Origin of the sequence: Kitasatospora sp. NPDC097691, from assembly GCF_040302665.1 — a bacterium.
GTDB lineage: Bacteria > Actinomycetota > Actinomycetes > Streptomycetales > Streptomycetaceae > Kitasatospora.
Map to the genome: position 1 here is coordinate 1 of NZ_JBEORY010000062.1, position 19,811 is coordinate 19,811.

Genomic DNA, 19,811 nt, shown 5'->3' on the forward strand with positions numbered 1-19,811 from the left:
TGTCCACCCTCCGGGCGGTCCTGCATAATCAGGCGCGATCGTGCGCCCGGGCCCCGCCCGGACGCCACCGAAACCGCAGACGAGCCCGACCCGAAACCGAGGAGGACCGGCCGATGCCGGACCAGCACTGCCCGACGTGCGGCACCGCACGCTCAGCCGGGTGCGGCTGCGTCCCGGACCCGAGCCTCACCGAGACCGCCGTCCTCCCCCACATCGAGGGCCCGCCGCTGGTCCGCCCGTACGTCCCGCAGACCGCCGACCAGGTGGCCGAGGAACGCCCGGCGCACGCCCCGACCGTGGACCCGTTCGCGACCGCCGTACTGCCGCCCACCGCGCCGGGGCAGCCGTTCCCTCCGGGCGGGCCGGTCACCGCGCCGCTCGGGCCGGACGCGGACGCCTACGCCACCACGGTGCTGCCGCCGGTCCACCCCGGGCAGCGCCCGCTCGGCCCGGACGCCGACGCCTACGCCACCACGGTGCTGCCCCCGGTGCCGACCTCCGGGCCGGGCGCGTACGCGGCAGGGCCGCCGCAGTCCCCCGCACGGCACGGGACCGGGCAGGGAGCCGGGTACGAGACCGGGCACGGAGCCGGGTACGAGACCGGGCTCGGAGCCGGGCACGAGATCGGCCTGTTCCCCTTCGACAACGCCCCGCCCGAGCCCGGCCCGCAGGACACCGGCGGGCGGGCCGCGCGCCGGGCGGCCGACCAGGCCGCCAAGAACCCGCTGACCGAACGCAAGGGGCTGCTCGTCGGCGTCGGCGCCGCGCTGGTGGCGCTCACCATCGGTGTCGCGTACGCCGTGACGCCCTCTTCCGAGCCGGACGCCAAGCAGGCGCAGCCGTTGCCGACCACCACCCTGGCACCCGCGCCGGTGGACCCGGCTCCCTCGGCGGTCCCCACCGCGACCACGTCGGCGCCGACCAGCGAGGTGCCGAGCCCGTCGGCGACGGCCACCCGCAAGCCGACGCCGACGAAGTCGGCCACTCCGACGCCGACCCCCACCCCGACGCCGACGTCGGCCCCGGTCCAGACGCCCACACCGACCCCCACGCCGACGCCGACGCCCACCCCGACCCCGACGCCCACGCCGCGGCTGCTGAAGCTGGGGATGAGCGGGCCCGACGTCCGGGACATGCAGCAGCGCCTCTACGCCGCCGAATGCGGATTCGTCGACAAGTCGATCATCACCGGCACCTTCGACTACTGGACCCGGTCGGTGCTCGCCGACTACCAGCGCGAGAACCACATCAAGGGCGAGAACGACGTCTACGGCCCGAAGACCCAGGCCGTCCTCACGGCCGACCCGGGCTGCTGACGGCGCGGCCACGCGAGAACGGGCGGTGCCTGCCGACCGGCAGGCACCGCCCGTTCGCCGTCCCCGGGGCGTCAGCCGGTGATCGCCCCGACGATGCTGACGGCCGCCAGCACCAGCATGATCGCCGCCGCCACCCGGATGATCAGCTTCATGGGCACGTACTTGAGCAGCTTCTGCCCGCCCACGATGGCGATCCCGCCGACGGCGCAGAGCGCCAGCCAGGAGCCGATTCCGACGGCCAGCGGATCGGCGTACTTGGCGGCCAGGTTGGCGGTCATGATCTGGGTCAGGTCACCGAACTCGGCGATCGCAACGACCACGAAGCTTGCCCCGGCCACCTTCCAGAAGCTGTTCGAGGACGGCTCCTTGGCCGCGTGCTCGTCCTCGTCCCCACCGCCGTGGAACAGCAGCATCGCCGCTCCCGCCAGGAAGAGCACACCGGTGACCAGCTCCACCCAGCGGTGCGGCAGCAGCGACAGCAGGTGCCCGGCGACGAGCGCGATGCCCACCTGCAGGGCGAAGGCGGCGGCGATGCCGGCGAAGACGTAGCTCGCCCGGTACTTGGTACCGAGCACCAGGCTGGCCAGCGCGGTCTTGTCCGGCAGTTCGGCCAGGAAGATGATGCCGAAGGTCAACACGGCAACGGTCAGACTCATCAGGGGGGTTCCTCGGTCGGGCTGCCCGGCCTTCGCAGCTCCGCCAGGGGACGCTTCGGCCCGACAGCACTGGTCATGGTCACAGCACTGCGGCCGAAGGTCTCGCCGGCAACGCTCTGCGAGCGGTGCCCCGGGCGCCGGGCCCCTGGGGGCCAGTATGTCGACGGTCCGGTGGAGGGCTACTCCCCTTCAACGTCCCCAAGGGTACCCGACCCCTTCCGGTGCCCCGGCTCGGTCGACTGCCGGCCGCGAGCACCGGTCGGCGGCCCTCGGCCGTCATCGGCCTTCGCCCGGTGCCCCCGCCGTCACGCGGCCCCGGCCGACCAGTTCCAGCACCACCACGATCGCCACCGACTCCACCGCCAGCAACCCGACCAGCACGAACAGCTGCACCGCACCCGCCTGGACGGGCGAGGCCCCGCCGAGCAGCATCCCTACGAAGGCCCCGGGCAGAGTGACCAGGCCGACCGTACGGGTCTGGTCCAGGGCCGGGACGAGCGAGGTCGCCGCGGCCGTGCGGCAGATCTCCAGCCGCGCGTCGCGCTCCTCGAAGCCGAGCGCCAGCGCCGCCTCCACCTCCCCGCGCCGCTGCCGCAGCTCGTCCAGGGCCCGCCGCCCGGCCAGCGAGGTCGCGGTGAGCCCGCCGCCGATCAGGATGCCCGCGACCGGGATGACGGACAGGCCCTTCGGCGGCAGCAGCCCGACGCCCAGCAGCAGGACGAGCACCGGCAGCACCCCGGCCCCGATCGGCGCGGCCGCCCAGACCCAGCCCGGTCCGGGGGTCATCCGCCGCCCGGCCGTGCGCACCGCGACACCGAACATCAGCACCACGAACAGCGCCGACCACCACAGCGAGCCGACCACCCAGGTGATCACCGCGGCGACGGCCGCCAGCTGCACCACCGCACGGAGCCCGGCCCGCAGCACCGCGTGCCCGTAGCCGAGCCGCCCCCGCCCGGCCACCGCGACGGCGGCCAGCAGCAGGACGGCGGTGACCACCCCGAGCGCCGGGGTGACCGGCAGCAGCTGACCGCCGGACGCCGCAAGGTCCATCAGATCCAGCTGGTGAACCACATCCGGTCCTGCCAGGACGACATCGGGATCACCTCCGCGGTGTACAGCGGGTAGAAGAAGGCGAAGCAGCCGACGATCGCCAGCACCACGGCCCCGGCCCCGATCGCGCCGATCCGGCGGCGCCGGGGGCTGGATCCGGCCGGGCCGAGCATCGCCCCGAGCATCTGGGCGACTGCCAGGCACAGGAACGGCACCAGCACGACCATGTAGAAGGAGAAGATCGTCCGCTCCTGGTACCGGAACCAGGGCAGGTAGATCCCGGCCACCGCACACAGCACCGCGCCCGAGCGCCAGTCCCGCCGGAAGAACCAGCGCCACAGCAGGTAGACCAGCGCGAAGCAGGCCGCCCACCAGAGGAACGGCGTGCCCAGGCCGAGGATCTGCGCCGCGCAGCCGCCGGAGGAGGTGCAGCCGCGGGTCCCGTTCGGGATCTGCTCCCAGTACATGGAGACCGGGCGGGCGTCGACGAGCCAGGCGAAGGGGTTGGACTGGTAGGTGTGCGGGGTGCTCAGGCCGGTGTTGAAGTCGTACATCTGCGAGTGGTAGTGCCACAGGCTGCGCAGCGGTGCGGGCACCCAGCTCATCGACACCTGCGGCAGCGGGACGCCGAGGAAGCTGTCCGGGGAGAGCCCGGCGCGGCCGTCGGCCCAGTGCCGGTCGTAGCCGCCCTCACCGCTGCCGCCGCTGAGCAGCCAGCCGCCCCAGGCGCCGACGTACACCACCAGGGCGGAGCCCACCATGGCGAGGAGGGCGGGCCCGGCGTCCCGGCGCAGCATGGAGCGCCAGGGGCGACGGGCGCCCGCCCCGCGGCGGCCGGCCTGGTCCCACAGGACGGTCAGGATGCCGAAGGCGGCGAGGATCGGGGCGCCGTTCCACTTGACCGCGCAGGCCGCGCCGATCAGCACCCCGGCGGCGATCCGCCAGGGACGCCACCCGAGCCGGACGGTGTCACCGTCGGCGGCCTCGGCGAGCCGGGCGCGGGCGTGGTCGCGGTCGATCAGCAGGGCGCCGAAGGAGGCGAGCACGAAGAACATCTGGATGCCGTCGAGCAGGCCGACCCGGCTCATCACCAGCTGCAGGCCGTCCACCGCCATCAACAGCGCGGCGGTGCAGCCGATCAGGGTGGAGCCGAAGAGCCGACGGCCGATCCGGGCCAGCATCAGCACGGTGACGGTGCCGAGCAGCGCCGTCATGAACCGCCAGCCGAAGGGGTGCAGACCGAACAGCTGCTCGCCGATCGCCATCACCCATTTGCCGAGCGGCGGGTGCGCGATGAACTCGGGCGAGGAGCCGAGCGGGACGGACTGCGGGACGGCCAGGATGTCGGCGTTGGCGTGGTCGGGCCAGTTGGCCTCGTAGCCCTGCTTGAGCAGTGACCAGGCGTCCTTGGGGTAGTACGTCTCGTCGAAGACGAAGGCGTTGGGGTAGCCGAGGTTCCAGAACCGCAGCAGCCCGGCGAAGATCGCGACGCCGATCGGCCCGAGCCAGCCGGAGCGGTCGGCCGCCCAGCGGACCAGGCCCGCGCGCGGGGCCGGTGCGGGGTCGGCCGGGGCCGGGGCCGCCGGGGGGTGCGTGAGCGCCGCTTGCGTCATAGCCTCGCCGATTTCGCCTGTCTGCTCTGCCCGGGCCCCGGCGCTGCGGCCTGGTCCGGGCGGTCAACAGCCACTGACACTATGTGGCGGTGGTCGCGAAGCCAAGCGCGACGGGCGCCGACCAGGTGACCTGGTCGGCGCCCGTTTCGAACGCTCGGACGTGCCCTTTCGCTACGCGGCGGTCTGCAGCTCCCGGACCGGCACGACGCGGACCGCGGCCGGGGCGGCGTTGTCCTGCTCCGGCGTGAGGTGCGGGCGCAGCCGCAGCGCCAGGAGGACGATCAGCAGCGTCGAGCCCGCCATCGCCGCCAGGTAGAGCGGCCAGGTGCCGGAGCCGACCAGCAGCACGCCGACGGCCGGGCCGACCGCGATCGCGATCTGCTTCACCAGGGCGTAGCCGGCGTTGTAGGTGCCGAGCAGCCGGGCCGGGGCGAGGTCCGCCACCATCGGGCCCATGGTGGGCGCGAGCAGCGACTCGCCGACGCCGAAGAGGGCGTAGATCGAGACGATGGCGACCGTGGCGGCCATGGTCTCGGTCCGGATCAGGCCGGCCACCAGGGCCATCGCCCAGGCGCCGAGCCAAACCAGGCCGGCCGCGGCCATCGCGGTGGTGCGGCGGCGGCGCGCGGTGATCCGCACCATGAACATCTGCAGCACCACGATGGTCAGCGCGTTGGCGCCGATCGCGAAGCCCAGCGTGGACGGCGCGGTGCCGACGGTGTCGGTGGCGAAGGCCGCGACGCCGGACTCGAACTGGCCGTAGCAGGTGAAGAAGATCAGCCCGGCGAGCAGGCAGAGCCGCAGCATCGCCTTGTCGGCGACCAGCGCGCGCAGGCCGGTCGGGCCGTCGCCCTTCTCGTGGACGGCGCTCAGCTGGAACCGCGGCATCCGGGCCGTGCCGGTGACCAGGGCCAGGCCGAGGAAGGTCGCCGCCTCGATGGTGAACAGCCGGGTGAGGCTGGCCGGGTCGGCGACGTTCACGATCTGCCCGCCGACCAGCGCGCCGATGCCCATGCCCAGGTTGACCAGGGTGAACTGCAGCGCGAAGGCGTGCGAGCGGGTCGCCGCCGTCGAGCAGCGGACGATCATCGTGGCCAGCGCCGGCTGGCAGGTGGTGACGCCCGCGCCGAACAGGAAGGAGGCGACCAGCAGGGCCGGGGTGCCGGCGGCGTGGCCGAAGGCGAACGCGCCTGTGGCGGCGAGCGCCGCACCGGCCAGCAGCACCGGACGGGGGCCGTACCTGTCGATGCCGCGCCCGGTGAACGGCAGCACGGCGAGGGCCGCCAGCGCGAAGACGGTGAACACCATCCCGGCCGCCAGCGAGCCCAGCCCGCGCACCTGGTCCACGTACACGAACATGTACGGCATCGTGAACCCGCTGCCGAACGCACTGAGCGCGTTGCCGATCTGGACCCGGCGCAGCGGGCCACCCGCCCCGCGACGCTGCCTCTGCTGCTTCACCGTGCCGACCACCGTGCACATCCCTTCCTGGCTTCGACTGGATACTCTTAAGTCCAGAAGATTTCAGAGCTAAAGTTTGACGAGATAAAGTCTTAGCACCAGAAGGCTGCGGAGTCAAAGGCTTAAGGAGTGCACCCTCGTGCGACACTGGTGCGCATGACTACGGACAAGCCGGCGCCGGCGGCCGACAAGCCCGCCCCGGCCACCGCCCTGGAGCTCGGCATCGCCGAGCAAGTGGCGCTCTACCAGCGGGAGTTCCCCACCGTGGACCCCCAGGTGGAGACCATCGTGCAGACCCTCAACCGGGTCTCCCGGCGGATGGGCGTGGCGTACGACCGCCAGCTGACCGTGCTCGGAATCACGTCCGCCGAGTGGGAGGTGCTCAAGGCCCTGGTGGTCGCCGGCAGCCCGTACCGGCTGGGGCCGGGCGAGCTGGCCAAGCGGCTCGGACTCACCCCGGCGGCGATGACGCACCGGATCGACCGGATGGTGGCCGACGGCCTGGTCACCCGGGAGCGGGACGAGTCCAACCGGGTGCGCGTGATCATCGAGCTGACCGAGACCGGCCGCGACAAGTGGCTGGAGTCGATGCGGATGGCGGCGGTGTTCGAGGAGGAGCTACTCCAGGACATCGTGGGCCCGGAGCGCACCGCGCTCTCCGGCCTGCTGGCCAGGATGCTGCGGCGGATCGAGGAGAGCCAGCCGGACGCCCTCGGCCGCACCGCCGACCTGGACTGACCCGGCGACGCCCCGGGGCCGGAACGGCCGCGACCGGGAGGGCGGGGCGAGGAGCCGGGGAACGAACGGGTCCGGCCCGCCGGGGGTGCTCCCCCGGCGGGCCGGACCGATGTCCTTCAGGTGCCGCGAGTGCCGGGCGGGCCCCCGGCGGTTCGGGTCGTCAGCAGGGACCGTTGTCGGTCCAGACGCCCCACTGGCCGCTCAGGCTCGGGTCCTCGCCCTTGGTCCACCACTTGTTGGTGTAGTAGTGGCCCTTCCACGAGACCTTGGTGCCGCCGGCCGCGTAGGTGGCGTTCGGGTCCCAGCTCGGGGCGGCCGAGCAGCCGGCAGGCGTGGTCGGGGTGCCGGTCGGGGTGCCCGTCGGCGTACCGGTGGGGGTGCCCGTCGGGGTGCCGGTGGGGGTCTGGGTCGGCGTCTGGGTCGGGGTCGGCGTGCCGGTCGGCGGGGCCGGGCAGGCCGCGGCGGAGCCGTTGGTGGCGTTCACCATCGTGTCGAACAGCCCGGTCTTGGTGCCGAGGTCGTAGAGCGAGAAGGCGAAGGAGCCGCCGAGGCCGTTGCAGTGCGCGTAGTCGAGCTTGGCCTGGATCGACTTGGTGTCCTCACCGCTCCAGAAGGTGTTGCCGTCGTAGAAGTACGTGGCCTTGGCGTCGTCGTCCCAGAAGGTCCGGGACGGGTTGTCGACGAAGCCCGAGAGCTCCTTGTACATCTGGATGCCGGGGACGTTGCCGGACATCGCCGCGCCGGCCGCCGGGCTCGCGGCGGGCTGGAAGAGACCGTGCTTGCCGTTGTCCTTCACGCCGGTCCAGCCGCGGTAGTAGAACGGCACACCCATGTTGATCTTGTTGGCGGGGAAGCCGCCGGGGATGCCGTACTGCGCGTCGCCGACCGTCCACGCCTTGACGGCGTTGTCGATCGAGTACTTGCCGTTGCCCGGCTTGGCCGGGGTCGACGGGTCGTTCGGGCCGGAGTAGAGCGGGGCCTGGTGGTTGGTCGGACCCTGCGCGTCCCAACCGCCGTGCATGTCGTAGGTCATGACGTCGAGGAAGGTCAGGTACTGACCGACCTTGTCGGTCTCGACGTTCATGATCTTGTCCTGGCCGGCGCCGACCGCGGCCGACAGGGCGTAGGTCTTGCCGTCGGTCTTGCCCTGCGCGTCCAGCTGGGTGCGGAACTCCTTCAGCAGCGCCGTGAAGTTCTGCTTGTCGGCCGGGCTGGAGATGTTGCCGGTGTGGCCGCCGCCGCCCGGGTACTCCCAGTCGATGTCGACACCGTCGAAGACGCCGGCCGCCGAGCCCGCGCCGCCGTAGCCGGCGTCGGTCGGCAGGTTGCCCTTGATGAACATGTCGAGGCACGACGACACCAGGTGCTTGCGCGAGGCGTCCGTGGCGGCCGCCGCCGAGAAGTACTTGGAGTAGGTCCAACCGCCCAGCGAGATCAGGACCTTGAGGTTGGGGTTCTTCGCCTTCAGCTTCTTCAGCTGGTTGAAGTTGCCCGCGATCGGCTGGTTCCAGACGTCGCCGACGCCGTCGACCGAGATGTCCGCGCCGAAGCTCTTCTGGTAGTCGGCGAACGCGTCGCCCGCACCGTCACCCGCGTTGGGGTTGTTGTCGTTCGTGTCGGCGGCCTTGGTGGCCTCGAAACACCCCAGGTCGGTCGGGTGGATGTTGGCGAAGTCGTAGATCAGGTAGTCCAGCTTCCCGGCCACGCCGGTGTCCTGGATCGTCTTGGGGTAGTAGCCGTTCGCGTAGACCGACCACTGGTCGAAGTAGGCGACCTTGATGCCGCCGCTGGTGGCGGGCGCGCCGGTGGAGTTGGTGGTGGCGGCGTTGGCCGCGCCGCCGCCGGACAGCGCGAGGCCCGCGCCGAGCAGGAGGGAGGCGGTGGTGCCGGCCGCGACGGCGGCCAGGCTCTTCGGACGGCGTCGGCGGCCGCCCTGCGGAGCCGGGGCCCCGGCCCTTTCGATGCGTGAGCGCAGCATGCGTGCGTGACTCCTGGTTGTGGGGGGGTTCCCGCCGACCCGGGGGCGCGCGTCCGGGGTGGGGCCGGACGACCGGGACATGACAGGAAAGGGTGGGGGAACGAGCGGTTCAGGCCATGACGGACACCGGGATGCGCCGAACCGGCGCCGACGGCACCAGGCCGTCGACGCCGGTTCAGGGGCTCCCTGCACCTGGGCTTAAAAATGGACTAGACCAACTCGCCCGTCAAGGGGTCCTGTTGGGCCTTGAGTCCCGCTTAAGGTTCCACCCCCCGCGCCGAACCGGGCGTCAGTACCGGATCGCGTTGGCCACCTCGGCCTTGACCGTGCCGGAGAGCTCCCGGTTGCTGCGCGCGGCGGCCTGGACGCTCTGCCCGGCGGCCAGCTCGGGGACGGTCACCGCGGTGGCGTCGACCACCTTGCCGGACTCGTCGGTGAAGTTCACCTGGATCACGTACTTGTACGACTGCTGGCCGTGGTTGGTGACGGTCAGCTGCACCTGGGTCCTGTTGTCCGTGCCGGTGGTCACCGCCCCGACCGTCACGTCCCCCTTGGCGTCCAGCCCGCCCTTGACCCCGGACACCGCCGAGGAGGCCGCCGACACCGCCTCCGACGCCCGCGCCTCCGCCGAGGCCAGCGCCGAACCCGCCCCACTCGCCACCGAGGCCAGTGCCGAACCCGCCCCACCCGCCGCCGAAGCCAGCGCCGAGGCGGCGGAGGCGGCGGCGCTGGCGCCCTTCCCCACCGCGGACACCGCCTGGGAGGCCACACTGCTCGCGCTCTGGCCGGAGGAGCAGCCCGCCAGCGCGGCCGCGCCGACCAGCGCGGCCGTCAACACCCCTGCCACGGCGGGTCGTCGGCGACGCAGCGGTGACGCGTCCAGGTCCTGGGCGGTGACCCTCGCACCCGGGGCGGCGGCTTTCGCGCCCGGTGCGGTGGCTTTCGCGCCCGGTGCGGTGACCCGGGTGTGCGGCTGGCGGTCCATGCGGTCCCTCGATTCCGGTCGGCCGGTTCCGGTCGGCGCCCGGCTGTCCGGCTCGCCTCCCCGCCCACCCTCCGAGGGCCCGGGGGCAGCCGCCAGCAGGGCTGCTGCCTCCGGGTGACCGCGCGGCCCGGCCGCCGGACGGGCCCGCCGCCCGTCAGGACAGCCCGGAGCCCTCCTGCTCGTCCGCCTCCACCGCGGCCCGCTCCTCGCGCAGTCGCACCACGTGCCGGCGCCGCGCCATCACGCCGTACGCGGCGGCGGCGCTCGCGACGAACGACAGCACGCCGAGCCCGGGCCGGTCGAAGCGGTGGCCGGTCGCGTGGTCCAGCGAGTAGCGCCCGGCACCGGCCAGGCCGATCGCCAGCCCGGTCGTGCCGAGGAAGGCCGGGTACTCGTAGCCGCCGCCCATGGCGAAGAAGCCGGCCGGGGCGTGCACCGCCACCGCGGCCGCCATCGTCCCGGCCACCACGGCGCCGGCCGCCGGCGTGGCCAGCCCGACGACCAGCAGGGCGCCGCCGCCCGCCTCGCCGAGCCCGGCCGCGACCGCGCTCTGCCGGGCCGGGTGGAAGCCCATGTGGTCCATCGCCTGGGTGGTGCCCTCCAGGCCACCGCCCCCGAACCAGCCGAACAGCTTCTGGGTGCCGTGCGCGATCAGCACCCCGCCGACCGCGCTGCGCAGGGCCAGCAGGCCCAGGTCCTTACGGTTCAGGCACATGTCGCTTCCTCGATTCCGCGGCGGAGTGGTCCCTGCCGATGGACCCCGCCGACGGTCGCGCCGGAGGGGCCCGCCGGCGTGGCGGTCCTGCCTCCATAGCAACCGAGAGCGCCCGCGCGTTCGAGCCGGGGCCGCCATCCGGGCGAATTCGCCCCCGGTCGGGAATGAACGGCCGACCGGGGATGCGGAACGGGCCGGGGAGACCCACGCCACGCCCGGCCGCGGGGCGTGGCGGACCGGCCGTCCGCGGTGCCGCGGTCATGCTGGGCGCATGTTCGTCTTCAACCTGAGCAGCGCCTTCATCACCTTCTTCGCCGTGGTCGGCCCCCCGAAGACCCTGCTGGCCTTCGCCCGGCTGGCCACCACCCGCAGCGCCCGGGAGCTCCGGCGGCTGGCGGCGTGGAGCACGTTCATCTCGGCGGTGATCGGCCTGGTGCTCGGGTTCACGGCGGACGAGGTCAGCACCCTCTTCCACATCAGCGACCAGTCGCTGCAGCTCGCGGGCGGGCTGATCTTCTTCGTCTACGCGGTCGCGCTGGTCTTCGGCGTCCACCTCGGCGGCGGCAGCAGCGAGGAGGACGAGCACCTGTCGAACCCGCTGGTGGACGGCATCCGCGAACTGCTGCTGCCGTACATCGCCAGCCCGCTGGCGGTCTCCGCCGTGCTGGTCGCCTCGCTCAACCGGGACGACTGGGCGTGGAAGGCCACCGTCGCCGCGGCGTACGTGGCCGTCACGGTGATCAACTACGTCTGCGTGGCCCTGCTCGCACCGCTGATGCGGCGCACCCACCGGACCTCGCTGGAGGTGCTGTCCCGACTCCTCGGGCTGCTGCTGGCGGCGGTCGGCGTGGAGCTGGTGCTGACGGGCCTGGCCGGGCTCGGGGTGCACCTGCCCGAGGCGCACTGAGCCCGGCCGCGGGTCGGGCCGTCGGTCGGACCACCGTTCAGGCCGCCGCCAGCCTCGCCAGCACCTCGCCGATCCGCTCCCGCACCCGCGGGTCGGCGACCAGCCCGTCCGGGCCGATCGCCCCGCGCTCCAGCGGGATCCGGACGCAGGCCTCGTCCACCACGGCCGCGCCGGTGTAGCCGAGGACGGTGCGCAGGGTCGCCTCGGCGCCCCCGCCGCGGCCGGGCCCGGCGGCGTTGATCCAGGCGGCCGGCTTGTCCGAGATCTCCACGCCGCCGACCGTCCAGTCCAGCAGGTTCTTGAACGAGCCCGGCAGCGTCCCGGCGTACTCGGGCGTGCAGATCAGCAGCGCGTCGGCCGCCTCGATCGCGGCCCGCAGCGCGGCCACCGGGCCGGGCAGCGGCTCGGTGTCGTGGTCCGGGTTGAAGTGCGGCAGCCCGGCCAGCCCGGTGTAGTACGTGGTCCGCAGGCCCGGGGCGGCGGCGGCCACGGCGACCGCGGTGCGCAGCACGGTCTCGTTGGTGGAGCCGGCCCGCAGACTCCCCGGCAGCAGCAGGATGTGGCGCTCGTTCGACATGCGGTGGAACCTACTCCTTGACGCCCGCGTCAAGGCCAGGCGCCCGTCCACCCCGGCCGCCGACGGCGCCGGTCAGCGCGGCGCCAGCGGCCGCCACGGCACCGGGCTGGAGAGGATCATCGAGCTGGACGGCTGGCCGTAGCCGCCGAGCCGGTCGCACAGCGCCTCGAACTCGGCCATCGTCGGCACCGCGACCAGCAGCACGCAGCAGGCCCCGCCGGTGACCCGGTGCAGCTGGAGCACCTCCGGCCAGGTCGCCACCTCCGGGTCGCGCAGCACGCAGCGCGGGCCGTAGCACTGGATCTGCACCAGCGCGGTGATCGGCAGTCCGGCCCGGGTCGGGTCCACGTGGGCGTGGTAGCCGCTGATCACCCCCTCGGACTCCAGGCGGCGGACCCGTTCGGCCACCGCGGGTGCGGACAGGCTCACCCGGCGGGAGAGTTCGTTGTACGAGAGCCGGGCGTCGGCCTGCAGCTCGGCCAGCAGGCGGCGGTCGACGGCGTCCATGGCGGGCTCCCCAAGCGATCGGGATCAAGTGATTTTCATTCGTAAAGCGAATCCGCCGAACGCCTCGTGAACGACAGCTCCGAAGGCGGTTGCGGTATCCGTCGACCATTCAAGCGGGGGCCGTCCCCACCGCACAATGGGCACCCGGTGGAACCAGGCAGTCCGTCTGGTTCACCGGAGCGGGCGACGGGGCCCGGACGGATCAGGAGGCATCGGGATGGGGCACGACACGGTGGAGACACCCAACCTGTCGTTCGGTCGGGGCGGAACACCGGGTCGGAGCACCCCGTACGCCCAGTACGTCCGGCTGGACGAGCTGCACAGCCTGCAGCACCCGCGCAGCAAGGAGCCCGCCGAGCTGTCCTTCATCGTCGCCACCCAGGTCATGGAGCTGCTCTTCGACCTGATCCGGCACGAGTGGACGGCAGCCCGGCAGGCGCTGCGCGAGGACGACCTGCCCGCCGCGCTCGCCGCGCTGCGCCGGGGCACCCACGCGCAGGACGTGCTGGTGGAGTCCTGGGACCTGCTGGCCACCATGACGCCGCAGGAGTTCAACTCCTTCCGCTCGCTGTTCGGCGAGGCCTCCGGCTTCCAGTCCGCGGCCTTCCTGCACCTGGAGTTCCTGCTCGGCAACAAGAACGCCGCGCTGCTGAAGATGTACGACGGCATGCCGGGCACCCAGGACGACCTGGTCGGGGCCCTGCGCTCCCCCGGCCTGTACGACGAGGCGCTGGCGCTGCTGGCACGGCGCGGCCTGGAGCTGAGCCCGGCGCACTCCGAGCAGCGCTACCGCCCGTCCGAGGAGGTCGCGGCGGCCTGGCGCCGGGTGTACAGCGAGCCGGAGTTCGCCGCGCTGCAGCCGCTCGGCGAGGCCCTGCTGGACGTCGCCGAGCGGGTCACCCGCTGGCGCCAGCGACACCTGTCCGCGGTCAAGCGGACCATGGGCGGCAAGCCCGGCTCGGGCGGCTCCAGCGGGCTGACCTGGCTGCGCAAGTCCGCCGAGCAGGACGTGTTCCCGGAGCTGTGGACGATCCGGGACGAGCTGTGAGCGAGGGGAACGAGGGAATGGGCATGACCACGCGCGAGGAGTGCGAGGCGCTGGACGCCGTCGACCCGCTGGCGGCGTTCCGCAAGGAGTTCGCGCTGCCGGACGGGGTGATCTACCTGGACGGCAACTCGCTGGGCGCGCTGCCGGTGCGCACGCCGGAGCGGGTGCGCCAGGTGGTCGAGGAGGAGTGGGGCCGGGAGCTGATCCGCAGCTGGAACGACGCCGGCTGGTTCGAGCAGCCGTACCGGCTGGGCCGGCGGATCGCGCCGCTGATCGGGGCCGATCCGGCGGAGGTGGTCGTCTGCGACACCACCTCGGTCAACCTGTTCAAGGTGCTGGCGGCCGCGCTGGGCCTGCGTCCGGGCCGGCGCACCGTGCTCGGCGACGCCGAGGCCTTCCCGACCGACCTGTACATCGCCGAGGGCGTGACCGGCCTGGTCGAGGGCGCGCGCAGCGTGCTGATCCGGCCGGAGGAGCTGGACCGGCACCTGGACGGGGACGTCGCCGCGGTCGTCCTCTCGCACGTGGACTACCGCACCGGCGAACTGCTGGACATGCCCGGGATCACCGCCCGGGTGCAGGCCGCGGGCGCGCTGATGATCTGGGACGTCTGCCACGCGGTGGGCGCGCTGCCGGTCGAACTCGGCGCCGCGAACGTGGACTTCGCGATCGGCTGCACCTACAAGTACCTGAACGGCGGCCCCGGCTCCCCGGCCTTCCTGTACGTCGCCGAGCGCCACCTGGCGGCCGGTCCGGTGCAGCCGCTGAGCGGCTGGTTCGGGCACGCCCGCCCGTTCGCCTTCGAGCCCGGGTACGACCCCAAGCAGGGCATCGGCCGCTTCCTGACCAGCTCGCCCTCGCTGCTCGGCCAGGCCGCCCTCGGCGCCTCACTCGACGTCTGGGAGCGGGCCGACCTCGCGGCGGTGCGGGCGAAGAGCCTGGCGCTGACCGACCTGTTCATCGCGATGACCGAGGGCCTGGACGGCATCGAGGTGGTGACCCCGCGCGAGCACGCCCGGCGCGGCAGCCAGGTCGCCCTGCGGCACGCCGACGGCTACCCGGTGGTGCAGGCGCTGATCGAGCGCGGGGTGATCGGCGACTTCCGCGCGCCGGACCTGATGCGCTTCGGCTTCACCCCGCTCTACCTCTCGTACACCGAGGTCTGGGACGCCGCCCGGCAGCTGGCCGACGTGCTGGAGAGCGGCGAGTGGCGGGCGGAGCGCTTCTCCCGCCGGGGCGAGGTGACGTAGGGAGGTCCGACCGGCTGCGGACGTCGGGTCCGGCCCCCGGCCCACTGCGGCAGTGGGCCGGGGGCCGGCGCGGCATCGTGACGAACGTCATGCCCGCGCCGAGTTCGATCAGCATCGACCCGGGGGAAGCTGACGCTTGACGGCACGTCAGACCAAGGGGAGGTCGCGTGAACCTCGAACTCGGCCCGCTCAAGCCCGAACCGCTCCCGCTGGGCCTCGGCCTGGCGCTGTTCTTCCTGGTCCTCTGGGCTCTCGGCCGGCACCTGCTCCCCCGCATCGAGCGGGTGCAGGCCGAGCGCCGGGAGGCCACCGAGGGCCGGATGGAACGCGCGGAGGCCCTGCACGCCGAGGCCGACGCCGTCCGGGACGCCCACCTACGGGAACTGGCGCAGGCCCGGCACGAGGCCGCCCGGATCCGGGAGGACCACGCCGAGCGCGGCGCGGCGGCCATCGCCGCGGCGCGCGCCGAGGGCCTGCGCACCCGGGACGCCCTGCTCGCCGCCGGCCGCGCGCGGATCGCCGCCGACCGGGCCGCGGCGGCCGACCTGCTCCGGCAGGACGTCGGCGAGCTGGCCGTCGTCCTGGCCGGGCGGGTGATCGGCGAGCCGGTGCACGACGTCGCCGCCCGGCGCCGGACGGTGGACCGCTTCTTCGAGACGAACTAGCCCACCGGAACGGTCAGTTCGGCCACCAGCCGCCGGTAGGTGCCGAAGGCCGGCTTGCGCGAGTAGTCGTCGCGCAGCAGACCGAACTGGTGGAACAGCCCTGCGCCGGCACTGTCGGCGTCGCGCAGGGCGAAGAACGTGTAGCCGGTGACGGTGAGTTCGGAGGCCAGCCCGACCACCGTCCGGACCACCTCCTCGACCACCTCGGACTGCCGCGCCTCGCTCCGCCCGGGGCCGGTGGGCCACCCGTTCTCGCAGACCCGCAGCGGGACGGCGGGCCCGATGCCGGCCCGGGGCAGCCAGTCGCGACGGAAGGCGGTGACCACCGCCCGCACCGCGTCGGCGAGTCCGTCCGGCGGGACGGGCCGGAAGACGTCCGGGAAGAAGTCCACGCCGACGTAGTCCAGGGCGCGGTGGAAGCGCTCGTCGGCGAGCTTTCCGAGCTCGGACCAGAAGGTGTCCCCGGGGTCGAAGGACGGCACCGCGTTGAAGCCGACGGCCAGCCGGTCGAACCCGCAGGCCAGCGCCTCCTCCTTGGCCGCGACCACGCCCTCCACCAGCGCCCGGCGGACGTTCGGGATGCTGCCGTCCACGGGCGGCAGGTCGAGGTTGGGCTCCTCGCAGATCTGGAGCACGGCGATGCGGTGGCCCTCGGCCCGGACCGTGCTCCGGACGAAGTCCAGCCAGCCCGCCGACTCCCCGCTGCGGTCGCGGTACTGGAGCACCAGATCGAGCTTCCGGCCCTCGGCGGCATACTGCTCGGGCCGCTCGGGGGCGCGCCCGGGATCCCCGTACGAACGGTAGGCGCGGACCAGGAACTCGCTTGCCCCACCCTGGAGTTCACGCAGGGCCTCGGTGATCTGCGCCGGGTCGTCGGGGCGGACGGGAGCGATCAGGCCGGTGTCGTCACCGAGCAGTCCGCCGGGGTAGATGCCGAAGGTGAATGTCATGCCGCCACCGTAGCGGATATTTTTGGTGTCACCGCAAGTTTGGTGTGACACCATGCTCCTGGCGTAGGATCCGGCCATGGGACTCCGTGAACTCAAGAAGCAGCAGACCCGGGAGCTCCTGGCCGACACCGCCATGGGCCTGTTCGCCGAGCGCGGCTTCGACCGGGTCACGGTGGTCGAGGTGGCCCGGGCCGCCGGGGTCTCGCCGAACACGGTCTTCAACTACTTCCCGACCAAGGAGGACCTGTTCTTCGACCGGCAGGACGCGGTGGTCGCGCACCTCGCCGAGGTGGTCCGGCACCGCCCGCCCGGCAGTTCCGCCGCGGCCGCCGTCCGGGCGGACCTGCTGGCCGCGCTCGCGGACGGGGAGCCGACGATCGGACTGAGCCCGCGGATGGCGGCGTTCTGGCAGATCATCGCGGACAGCCCGGCACTGCGGGCCCGGCTGCTGGACCTCGGCGAGCGGGCCGAGGCGGCGCTGGCGGCCGCCCTGGCCGAGGAGGCAGGGGCCGCAGCGGACGACCCGCTCCCCCGCGTGGTGGCCGGGGCCATCGCCGGGGCCCACCGCGCGGTGCTCGGCGAGATCCGGCGGGCCATGGTGGCCGGCGAACCCGCCGAGGCGGTCCGGACCAGGGTCCGGGCAGCGGTGGAGCGCGCCTTCGACCTGCTCGCCTCGGGGCTCGCGCACTACCCGGCGGGGCGGTAGGGCCGGCACCCGGGAACGGCCCGGGCCGCCCGGTCGGATCGACTCGGGCGGCCTGGGCCGTTGGTCAGGTGTCCAGATGTTCAGGTGGTCCGGGGGTCAGGTGGTCCGGAGGTCAGGTGGTCCGGAGGTCAGATGGTCGGCTGATCCGCTCGTCCGCCGACCAGCCGTTCGGCTCTCCCGTACCGGCCCTCAGCTGTGGCGGCCGCGACGACGGGCGGCCATCACGGCCAGACCGCCGAGACCGAGCAGACCGGCGCCCGCCAAGCCGAAGACCACCGGGGCGTTGCCCGCGCCGGTGGAGGGCAACTCACCGCCCTCACCGGGGTGGTGCCCGCTCGGGTGCCAGGTCGGGTGGTCGCTGGTCGGGGCCGGACCCGCGCTCGAGGTCGAGGCGCCGGCCGAGGGCGAGTGGTGGTGGCTCGGACTGGGGGAGGTCGGCGCCGGTGGCGTGGGCGAAGGCGAGGTCGGGCGCGGCGAGGTCGGATGCGGCCGCGTCGGGTGCGGCGAGGTGGGGGACGGGGACGTCGGAGCCGGCGAGGTCGGCGAGGAGGTCGGCGACGGCGAGGATGAAGTCGGCGACGGGCTGGGCGTCACCGTGCACTCCGGCAGGTCCCCGTCAAACGGGTAGCTGTGGATCTCGTAGCCGCCCGTGCCGGTGTGGATCAGGCTGCCGGCCAGGTACACCCGACCGTTCATGCCCGCCTGGGCGATGGTCGTGGTGCCGCCCGGGTTCCCGGCCAGGACCGAGCCCTGGAACTGGGCGCTGCCGAGGATCCGGGCCGAGGTCGCGGTCGGGAAGTTGTACATCAGCTTCGAGCGCATCCCGGTGGTCTGGTCGCCCGCCAGGGCGGTGCCCGTGTAGGTGTTGATGACCGGACCGTCACCGAGCATGTTCACCACGACGGTGGCGCCGGCCGGGATGCCGGCGAAGACCAGGCCGATCTGCCCGCCGGTCGGCGAGGCGAGGTTCCGGGTGACGTTGAAGACCTGCTTCATGCCGGTCCCGTCGCCGGTGAAGGTCGCCGTGCTGGAGGAGATCTCGACGGTCCCGGTCGCGGCGGCCCGCCCGACGCAGTCGGAGGTCTCCTCGATCCGGGTCAGCACCGCCCGGTACGGCGCGGCGGCGTCGGCGTCCCGGATCGACTGGCCGGTGGGGTCGATGTTGACGGTGCCGGTGACCCTGCCCGCGTGGCGCAGGTTGCCGAAGGCCAGGCCGTGCGCGTCACTGCCGCCGATCAGGAGGCGGTTGCCCCGCATGACGTCGACGTTCCCGCCGGCGGTCACGAAGTCGCTGCCGTCGGGCGGTACCACGCGCGAGCCGACGCCGACGACGCCCATGTTGTAGACGCCGCCGCCGTCCTTCTCGACGGTCAGGTTCCCCAGCGTGACGATCTTGCCCTCGGCCTCGGCGGCGCGGCCGTTCACGGTGTAGTCGCCGCCGGTGAAGACGTTGATGCCGGAGTCCCGCCCGGTGAAGTCGCCGTTGTTCGGCGGCGGCCAGGTGGCCGGGCAGTCGGGCCCGGTGCAGGCGCCCAGCGGCGGGGCCAGCGGAGCGGCCGAACCGACCGTCAGCACGGCGGCCAGCGGCAGCGCGGCGACGGCGGTCGCCACCGCCACCCGGAGGGCCCGACGGCCGCCGGTGGCGGGCGTTCTCACGGCGGTCGTTCTGTGATCCGGCGAACCGGTGGCCTGACCCATCGACAATTCCTCCGCGCATAAGAAAAGGGCAGGCCGGATGACCTGCCATGTTCCGTGTTATCTGCCGTCAATCCCACATATCCGGGGCATCCAACCCCGAACCGGACCATTCACACCCCGGGGACCCTCGGATCGGATCCGGGAACGCATCCGAACGGCGCAGCAGTGCCCGGGCCTCGGCCACCAGCCGATGAGCCCACCGATGACCCCGCCGACGGATCCCGGCGTGGAGCTAGGTTGGAGGCATGACCACCGAGGCCCAGGACCAGAGCGCGCCGCTCGTCGCCGTCGCGTCCGCCGACGCCGTGCTGCGGCACCCCGAGGCGGGCGAGCACCTGCTGACCGCCCTCGAACGGGAGCGCGCCGCGCGCTTCCGGCACGAGTCCGGGCGGGTCGACTTCACCGCCGGGCACCTGCTCGTCCGGCTCTGCGCCGCCCGGCTGCTCGGCGTCCCGGCGGCCGGCCTGGTGCTCGCCCAGCAGTGCCCCGACTGCGGGCTCGCCGACCACGGCAAGCCGTACCTGCCGGACCACCCCGGGGTGCACGTGAGCCTCTCGCACACCAAGGGCGTGGTCGCCGCGGGCGCCGGTCACCAGCAGATCGGCGTGGACGTCGAGCTGTCCGCCCGGGGCGGCTCGCTGGGCGCGGTCGCCCGCCGGGTGCTGGCCCCGGAGGAGCTCGCCCTGGTCGAGGCGGACCCGGAGCCTGAGCGGGCGTTCCTGCGGCTGTGGGTGCGCAAGGAATCGCTGATCAAGATCGGGCGGGCCACCCTGGACACCCTCGGCCGGATCGACCTCTCCGCCCTGCCCCTGGCCGTACCGCCGGGCGCGCCGCTGCGCAGCCGGCACGAGGACCTGCACCTGCTCGACTGGACCGACCCGGAGCACGGCGCCGCCGTCGCGGCGGTCAGCACCGCGGCGCCGCGGATCGTGGAACTGACGGCGGCGGGCTGACCGGCCACCCTCGTGTGACGGGAGCCCTCGCGGGG

At 73.5% G+C, this 19,811-nt stretch carries 19 protein-coding genes; 8 read left to right on the forward strand and 11 right to left on the reverse strand.

All coding sequences use genetic code 11. The features are described 5' to 3' along the window. Window positions 1-113 precede the first annotated feature (113 nt). Window positions 114-1,316 carry a peptidoglycan-binding domain-containing protein gene (locus ABTY56_RS31610; RefSeq protein ID WP_350632788.1) on the forward strand — a complete coding sequence of 401 codons (1,203 nt, stop codon included), beginning with the start codon at window positions 114-116 and terminating at the stop codon, window positions 1,314-1,316. A gap of 71 nt (window positions 1,317-1,387) precedes the next feature. On the opposite strand, the gene ABTY56_RS31615 is transcribed toward ABTY56_RS31610, so the two are convergent. The 4 genes from ABTY56_RS31615 to ABTY56_RS31630 form a co-directional block, all read right to left on the reverse strand. Beyond that, window positions 1,388-1,975 (reverse strand): TMEM165/GDT1 family protein, encoded by a 588-nt coding sequence (locus ABTY56_RS31615; protein WP_350632837.1) that lies wholly within the window; start codon window positions 1,973-1,975, stop codon window positions 1,388-1,390. Between the two features lie 273 nt (window positions 1,976-2,248). After that, window positions 2,249-3,025, reverse strand: a complete 777-nt coding sequence (locus tag ABTY56_RS31620) for an ABC transporter permease (protein WP_350632838.1) — start codon at window positions 3,023-3,025, stop codon at window positions 2,249-2,251. Further along, window positions 3,025-4,638: a dolichyl-phosphate-mannose--protein mannosyltransferase gene (locus ABTY56_RS31625; RefSeq protein ID WP_350632789.1), complete on the reverse strand. Its 1,614-nt coding sequence runs from the start codon at window positions 4,636-4,638 to the stop codon at window positions 3,025-3,027. The genes ABTY56_RS31620 and ABTY56_RS31625 overlap by 1 nt, the downstream gene beginning before the upstream one ends. A 171-nt stretch (window positions 4,639-4,809) precedes the next feature. Next, entirely contained in the window at window positions 4,810-6,099 is a 1,290-nt protein-coding gene (locus ABTY56_RS31630) for an MFS transporter (protein WP_350632790.1), read from the reverse strand. Between the two features lie 156 nt (window positions 6,100-6,255). On the opposite strand from ABTY56_RS31630, the gene ABTY56_RS31635 reads away from it, so the two are divergent. After that, window positions 6,256-6,837 (forward strand): MarR family winged helix-turn-helix transcriptional regulator, encoded by a 582-nt coding sequence (locus tag ABTY56_RS31635; protein WP_350632791.1) that lies wholly within the window; start codon window positions 6,256-6,258, stop codon window positions 6,835-6,837. 160 nt (window positions 6,838-6,997) lie between these two features. On the opposite strand, the gene ABTY56_RS31640 is transcribed toward ABTY56_RS31635, so the two are convergent. The 3 genes from ABTY56_RS31640 to ABTY56_RS31650 form a co-directional block, all read right to left on the reverse strand. Next, the gene (locus tag ABTY56_RS31640) at window positions 6,998-8,815 is read right to left on the reverse strand and encodes a glycosyl hydrolase family 18 protein (RefSeq protein WP_350632792.1); all 1,818 of its coding nucleotides are present in this window, start codon (window positions 8,813-8,815) and stop codon (window positions 6,998-7,000) included. 289 nt (window positions 8,816-9,104) lie between these two features. Next, entirely contained in the window at window positions 9,105-9,800 is a 696-nt protein-coding gene (locus ABTY56_RS31645; RefSeq protein ID WP_350632793.1) for an FxLYD domain-containing protein, read from the reverse strand. Between the two features lie 154 nt (window positions 9,801-9,954). After that, complete coding sequence (locus ABTY56_RS31650) at window positions 9,955-10,515, reverse strand: DoxX family protein (protein ID WP_350632794.1); 561 nt, start codon at window positions 10,513-10,515, stop codon at window positions 9,955-9,957. A 271-nt stretch (window positions 10,516-10,786) separates the two neighbouring features. Between ABTY56_RS31650 and ABTY56_RS31655 the strand changes: the two genes are divergently transcribed. Continuing rightward, a complete protein-coding gene (locus ABTY56_RS31655; protein WP_350632795.1) occupies window positions 10,787-11,422 on the forward strand; it encodes a MarC family protein in 636 nt (211 codons plus the stop codon). 37 nt (window positions 11,423-11,459) lie between these two features. Here ABTY56_RS31655 and ABTY56_RS31660 read toward each other — a convergent pair whose 3' ends face one another. Together ABTY56_RS31660 and ABTY56_RS31665 are read right to left on the reverse strand one after the other, a co-directional pair. Continuing rightward, window positions 11,460-11,999 carry an NADPH-dependent FMN reductase gene (locus ABTY56_RS31660; protein ID WP_350632796.1) on the reverse strand — a complete coding sequence of 180 codons (540 nt, stop codon included), beginning with the start codon at window positions 11,997-11,999 and terminating at the stop codon, window positions 11,460-11,462. A 72-nt stretch (window positions 12,000-12,071) separates the two neighbouring features. Further along, window positions 12,072-12,506 (reverse strand): Lrp/AsnC family transcriptional regulator, encoded by a 435-nt coding sequence (locus tag ABTY56_RS31665; RefSeq protein ID WP_350632797.1) that lies wholly within the window; start codon window positions 12,504-12,506, stop codon window positions 12,072-12,074. Between the two features lie 217 nt (window positions 12,507-12,723). Between ABTY56_RS31665 and ABTY56_RS31670 the strand changes: the two genes are divergently transcribed. The 3 genes from ABTY56_RS31670 (at window position 12,724) to ABTY56_RS31680 (ending at window position 15,469) form a co-directional block, all read left to right on the forward strand. After that, window positions 12,724-13,554 (forward strand): tryptophan 2,3-dioxygenase, encoded by an 831-nt coding sequence (locus tag ABTY56_RS31670; protein WP_350632798.1) that lies wholly within the window; start codon window positions 12,724-12,726, stop codon window positions 13,552-13,554. Window positions 13,555-13,577: 23 nt separating this feature from the next. Further along, window positions 13,578-14,804, forward strand: coding sequence for a kynureninase (gene kynU / locus ABTY56_RS31675; protein ID WP_350632799.1), 1,227 nt, complete (start codon window positions 13,578-13,580; stop codon window positions 14,802-14,804). A gap of 167 nt (window positions 14,805-14,971) precedes the next feature. Beyond that, the gene (locus ABTY56_RS31680; protein WP_350632800.1) at window positions 14,972-15,469 is read left to right on the forward strand and encodes a F0F1 ATP synthase subunit B family protein; all 498 of its coding nucleotides are present in this window, start codon (window positions 14,972-14,974) and stop codon (window positions 15,467-15,469) included. On the opposite strand, the gene ABTY56_RS31685 is transcribed toward ABTY56_RS31680, so the two are convergent. After that, window positions 15,466-16,419, reverse strand: coding sequence for a hypothetical protein (locus ABTY56_RS31685; protein WP_350632801.1), 954 nt, complete (start codon window positions 16,417-16,419; stop codon window positions 15,466-15,468). The two genes, ABTY56_RS31680 and ABTY56_RS31685, sit on opposite strands and share 4 nt — an antisense overlap. Before the next feature lie 76 nt (window positions 16,420-16,495). Between ABTY56_RS31685 and ABTY56_RS31690 the strand changes: the two genes are divergently transcribed. Beyond that, the gene (locus tag ABTY56_RS31690; RefSeq protein WP_350632802.1) at window positions 16,496-17,125 is read left to right on the forward strand and encodes a TetR family transcriptional regulator; all 630 of its coding nucleotides are present in this window, start codon (window positions 16,496-16,498) and stop codon (window positions 17,123-17,125) included. Window positions 17,126-17,314: 189 nt separating this feature from the next. On the opposite strand, the gene ABTY56_RS31695 is transcribed toward ABTY56_RS31690, so the two are convergent. After that, window positions 17,315-18,781, reverse strand: coding sequence for a choice-of-anchor A family protein (locus tag ABTY56_RS31695; protein WP_350632803.1), 1,467 nt, complete (start codon window positions 18,779-18,781; stop codon window positions 17,315-17,317). A gap of 287 nt (window positions 18,782-19,068) precedes the next feature. On the opposite strand from ABTY56_RS31695, the gene ABTY56_RS31700 reads away from it, so the two are divergent. Beyond that, window positions 19,069-19,776 carry a 4'-phosphopantetheinyl transferase family protein gene (locus ABTY56_RS31700; protein WP_350632804.1) on the forward strand — a complete coding sequence of 236 codons (708 nt, stop codon included), beginning with the start codon at window positions 19,069-19,071 and terminating at the stop codon, window positions 19,774-19,776. Window positions 19,777-19,811 lie beyond the last annotated feature (35 nt).

What these genes read in the sequence shown, in the direction of transcription:
- ABTY56_RS31610 (WP_350632788.1), top strand. Translation starts at nt 114, where the DNA reads ATGCCGGACCAGCACTGCCCGACGTGCGGCACCGCACGCTCAGCCGGG.
- ABTY56_RS31620 (WP_350632838.1), bottom strand. Translation starts at nt 3,025, where the DNA reads ATGGACCTTGCGGCGTCCGGCGGTCAGCTGCTGCCGGTCACCCCGGCG.
- ABTY56_RS31625 (WP_350632789.1), bottom strand. Translation starts at nt 4,638, where the DNA reads ATGACGCAAGCGGCGCTCACGCACCCCCCGGCGGCCCCGGCCCCGGCC.
- ABTY56_RS31635 (WP_350632791.1), top strand. Translation starts at nt 6,256, where the DNA reads ATGACTACGGACAAGCCGGCGCCGGCGGCCGACAAGCCCGCCCCGGCC.
- ABTY56_RS31640 (WP_350632792.1), bottom strand. Translation starts at nt 8,815, where the DNA reads ATGCTGCGCTCACGCATCGAAAGGGCCGGGGCCCCGGCTCCGCAGGGC.
- ABTY56_RS31645 (WP_350632793.1), bottom strand. Translation starts at nt 9,800, where the DNA reads ATGGACCGCCAGCCGCACACCCGGGTCACCGCACCGGGCGCGAAAGCC.
- ABTY56_RS31650 (WP_350632794.1), bottom strand. Translation starts at nt 10,515, where the DNA reads ATGTGCCTGAACCGTAAGGACCTGGGCCTGCTGGCCCTGCGCAGCGCG.
- ABTY56_RS31655 (WP_350632795.1), top strand. Translation starts at nt 10,787, where the DNA reads ATGTTCGTCTTCAACCTGAGCAGCGCCTTCATCACCTTCTTCGCCGTG.
- ABTY56_RS31660 (WP_350632796.1), bottom strand. Translation starts at nt 11,999, where the DNA reads ATGTCGAACGAGCGCCACATCCTGCTGCTGCCGGGGAGTCTGCGGGCC.
- ABTY56_RS31665 (WP_350632797.1), bottom strand. Translation starts at nt 12,506, where the DNA reads ATGGACGCCGTCGACCGCCGCCTGCTGGCCGAGCTGCAGGCCGACGCC.
- ABTY56_RS31670 (WP_350632798.1), top strand. Translation starts at nt 12,724, where the DNA reads ATGGGGCACGACACGGTGGAGACACCCAACCTGTCGTTCGGTCGGGGC.
- kynU (WP_350632799.1), top strand. Translation starts at nt 13,578, where the DNA reads ATGACCACGCGCGAGGAGTGCGAGGCGCTGGACGCCGTCGACCCGCTG.
- ABTY56_RS31685 (WP_350632801.1), bottom strand. Translation starts at nt 16,419, where the DNA reads ATGACATTCACCTTCGGCATCTACCCCGGCGGACTGCTCGGTGACGAC.
- ABTY56_RS31690 (WP_350632802.1), top strand. Translation starts at nt 16,496, where the DNA reads ATGGGACTCCGTGAACTCAAGAAGCAGCAGACCCGGGAGCTCCTGGCC.
- ABTY56_RS31700 (WP_350632804.1), top strand. Translation starts at nt 19,069, where the DNA reads ATGACCACCGAGGCCCAGGACCAGAGCGCGCCGCTCGTCGCCGTCGCG.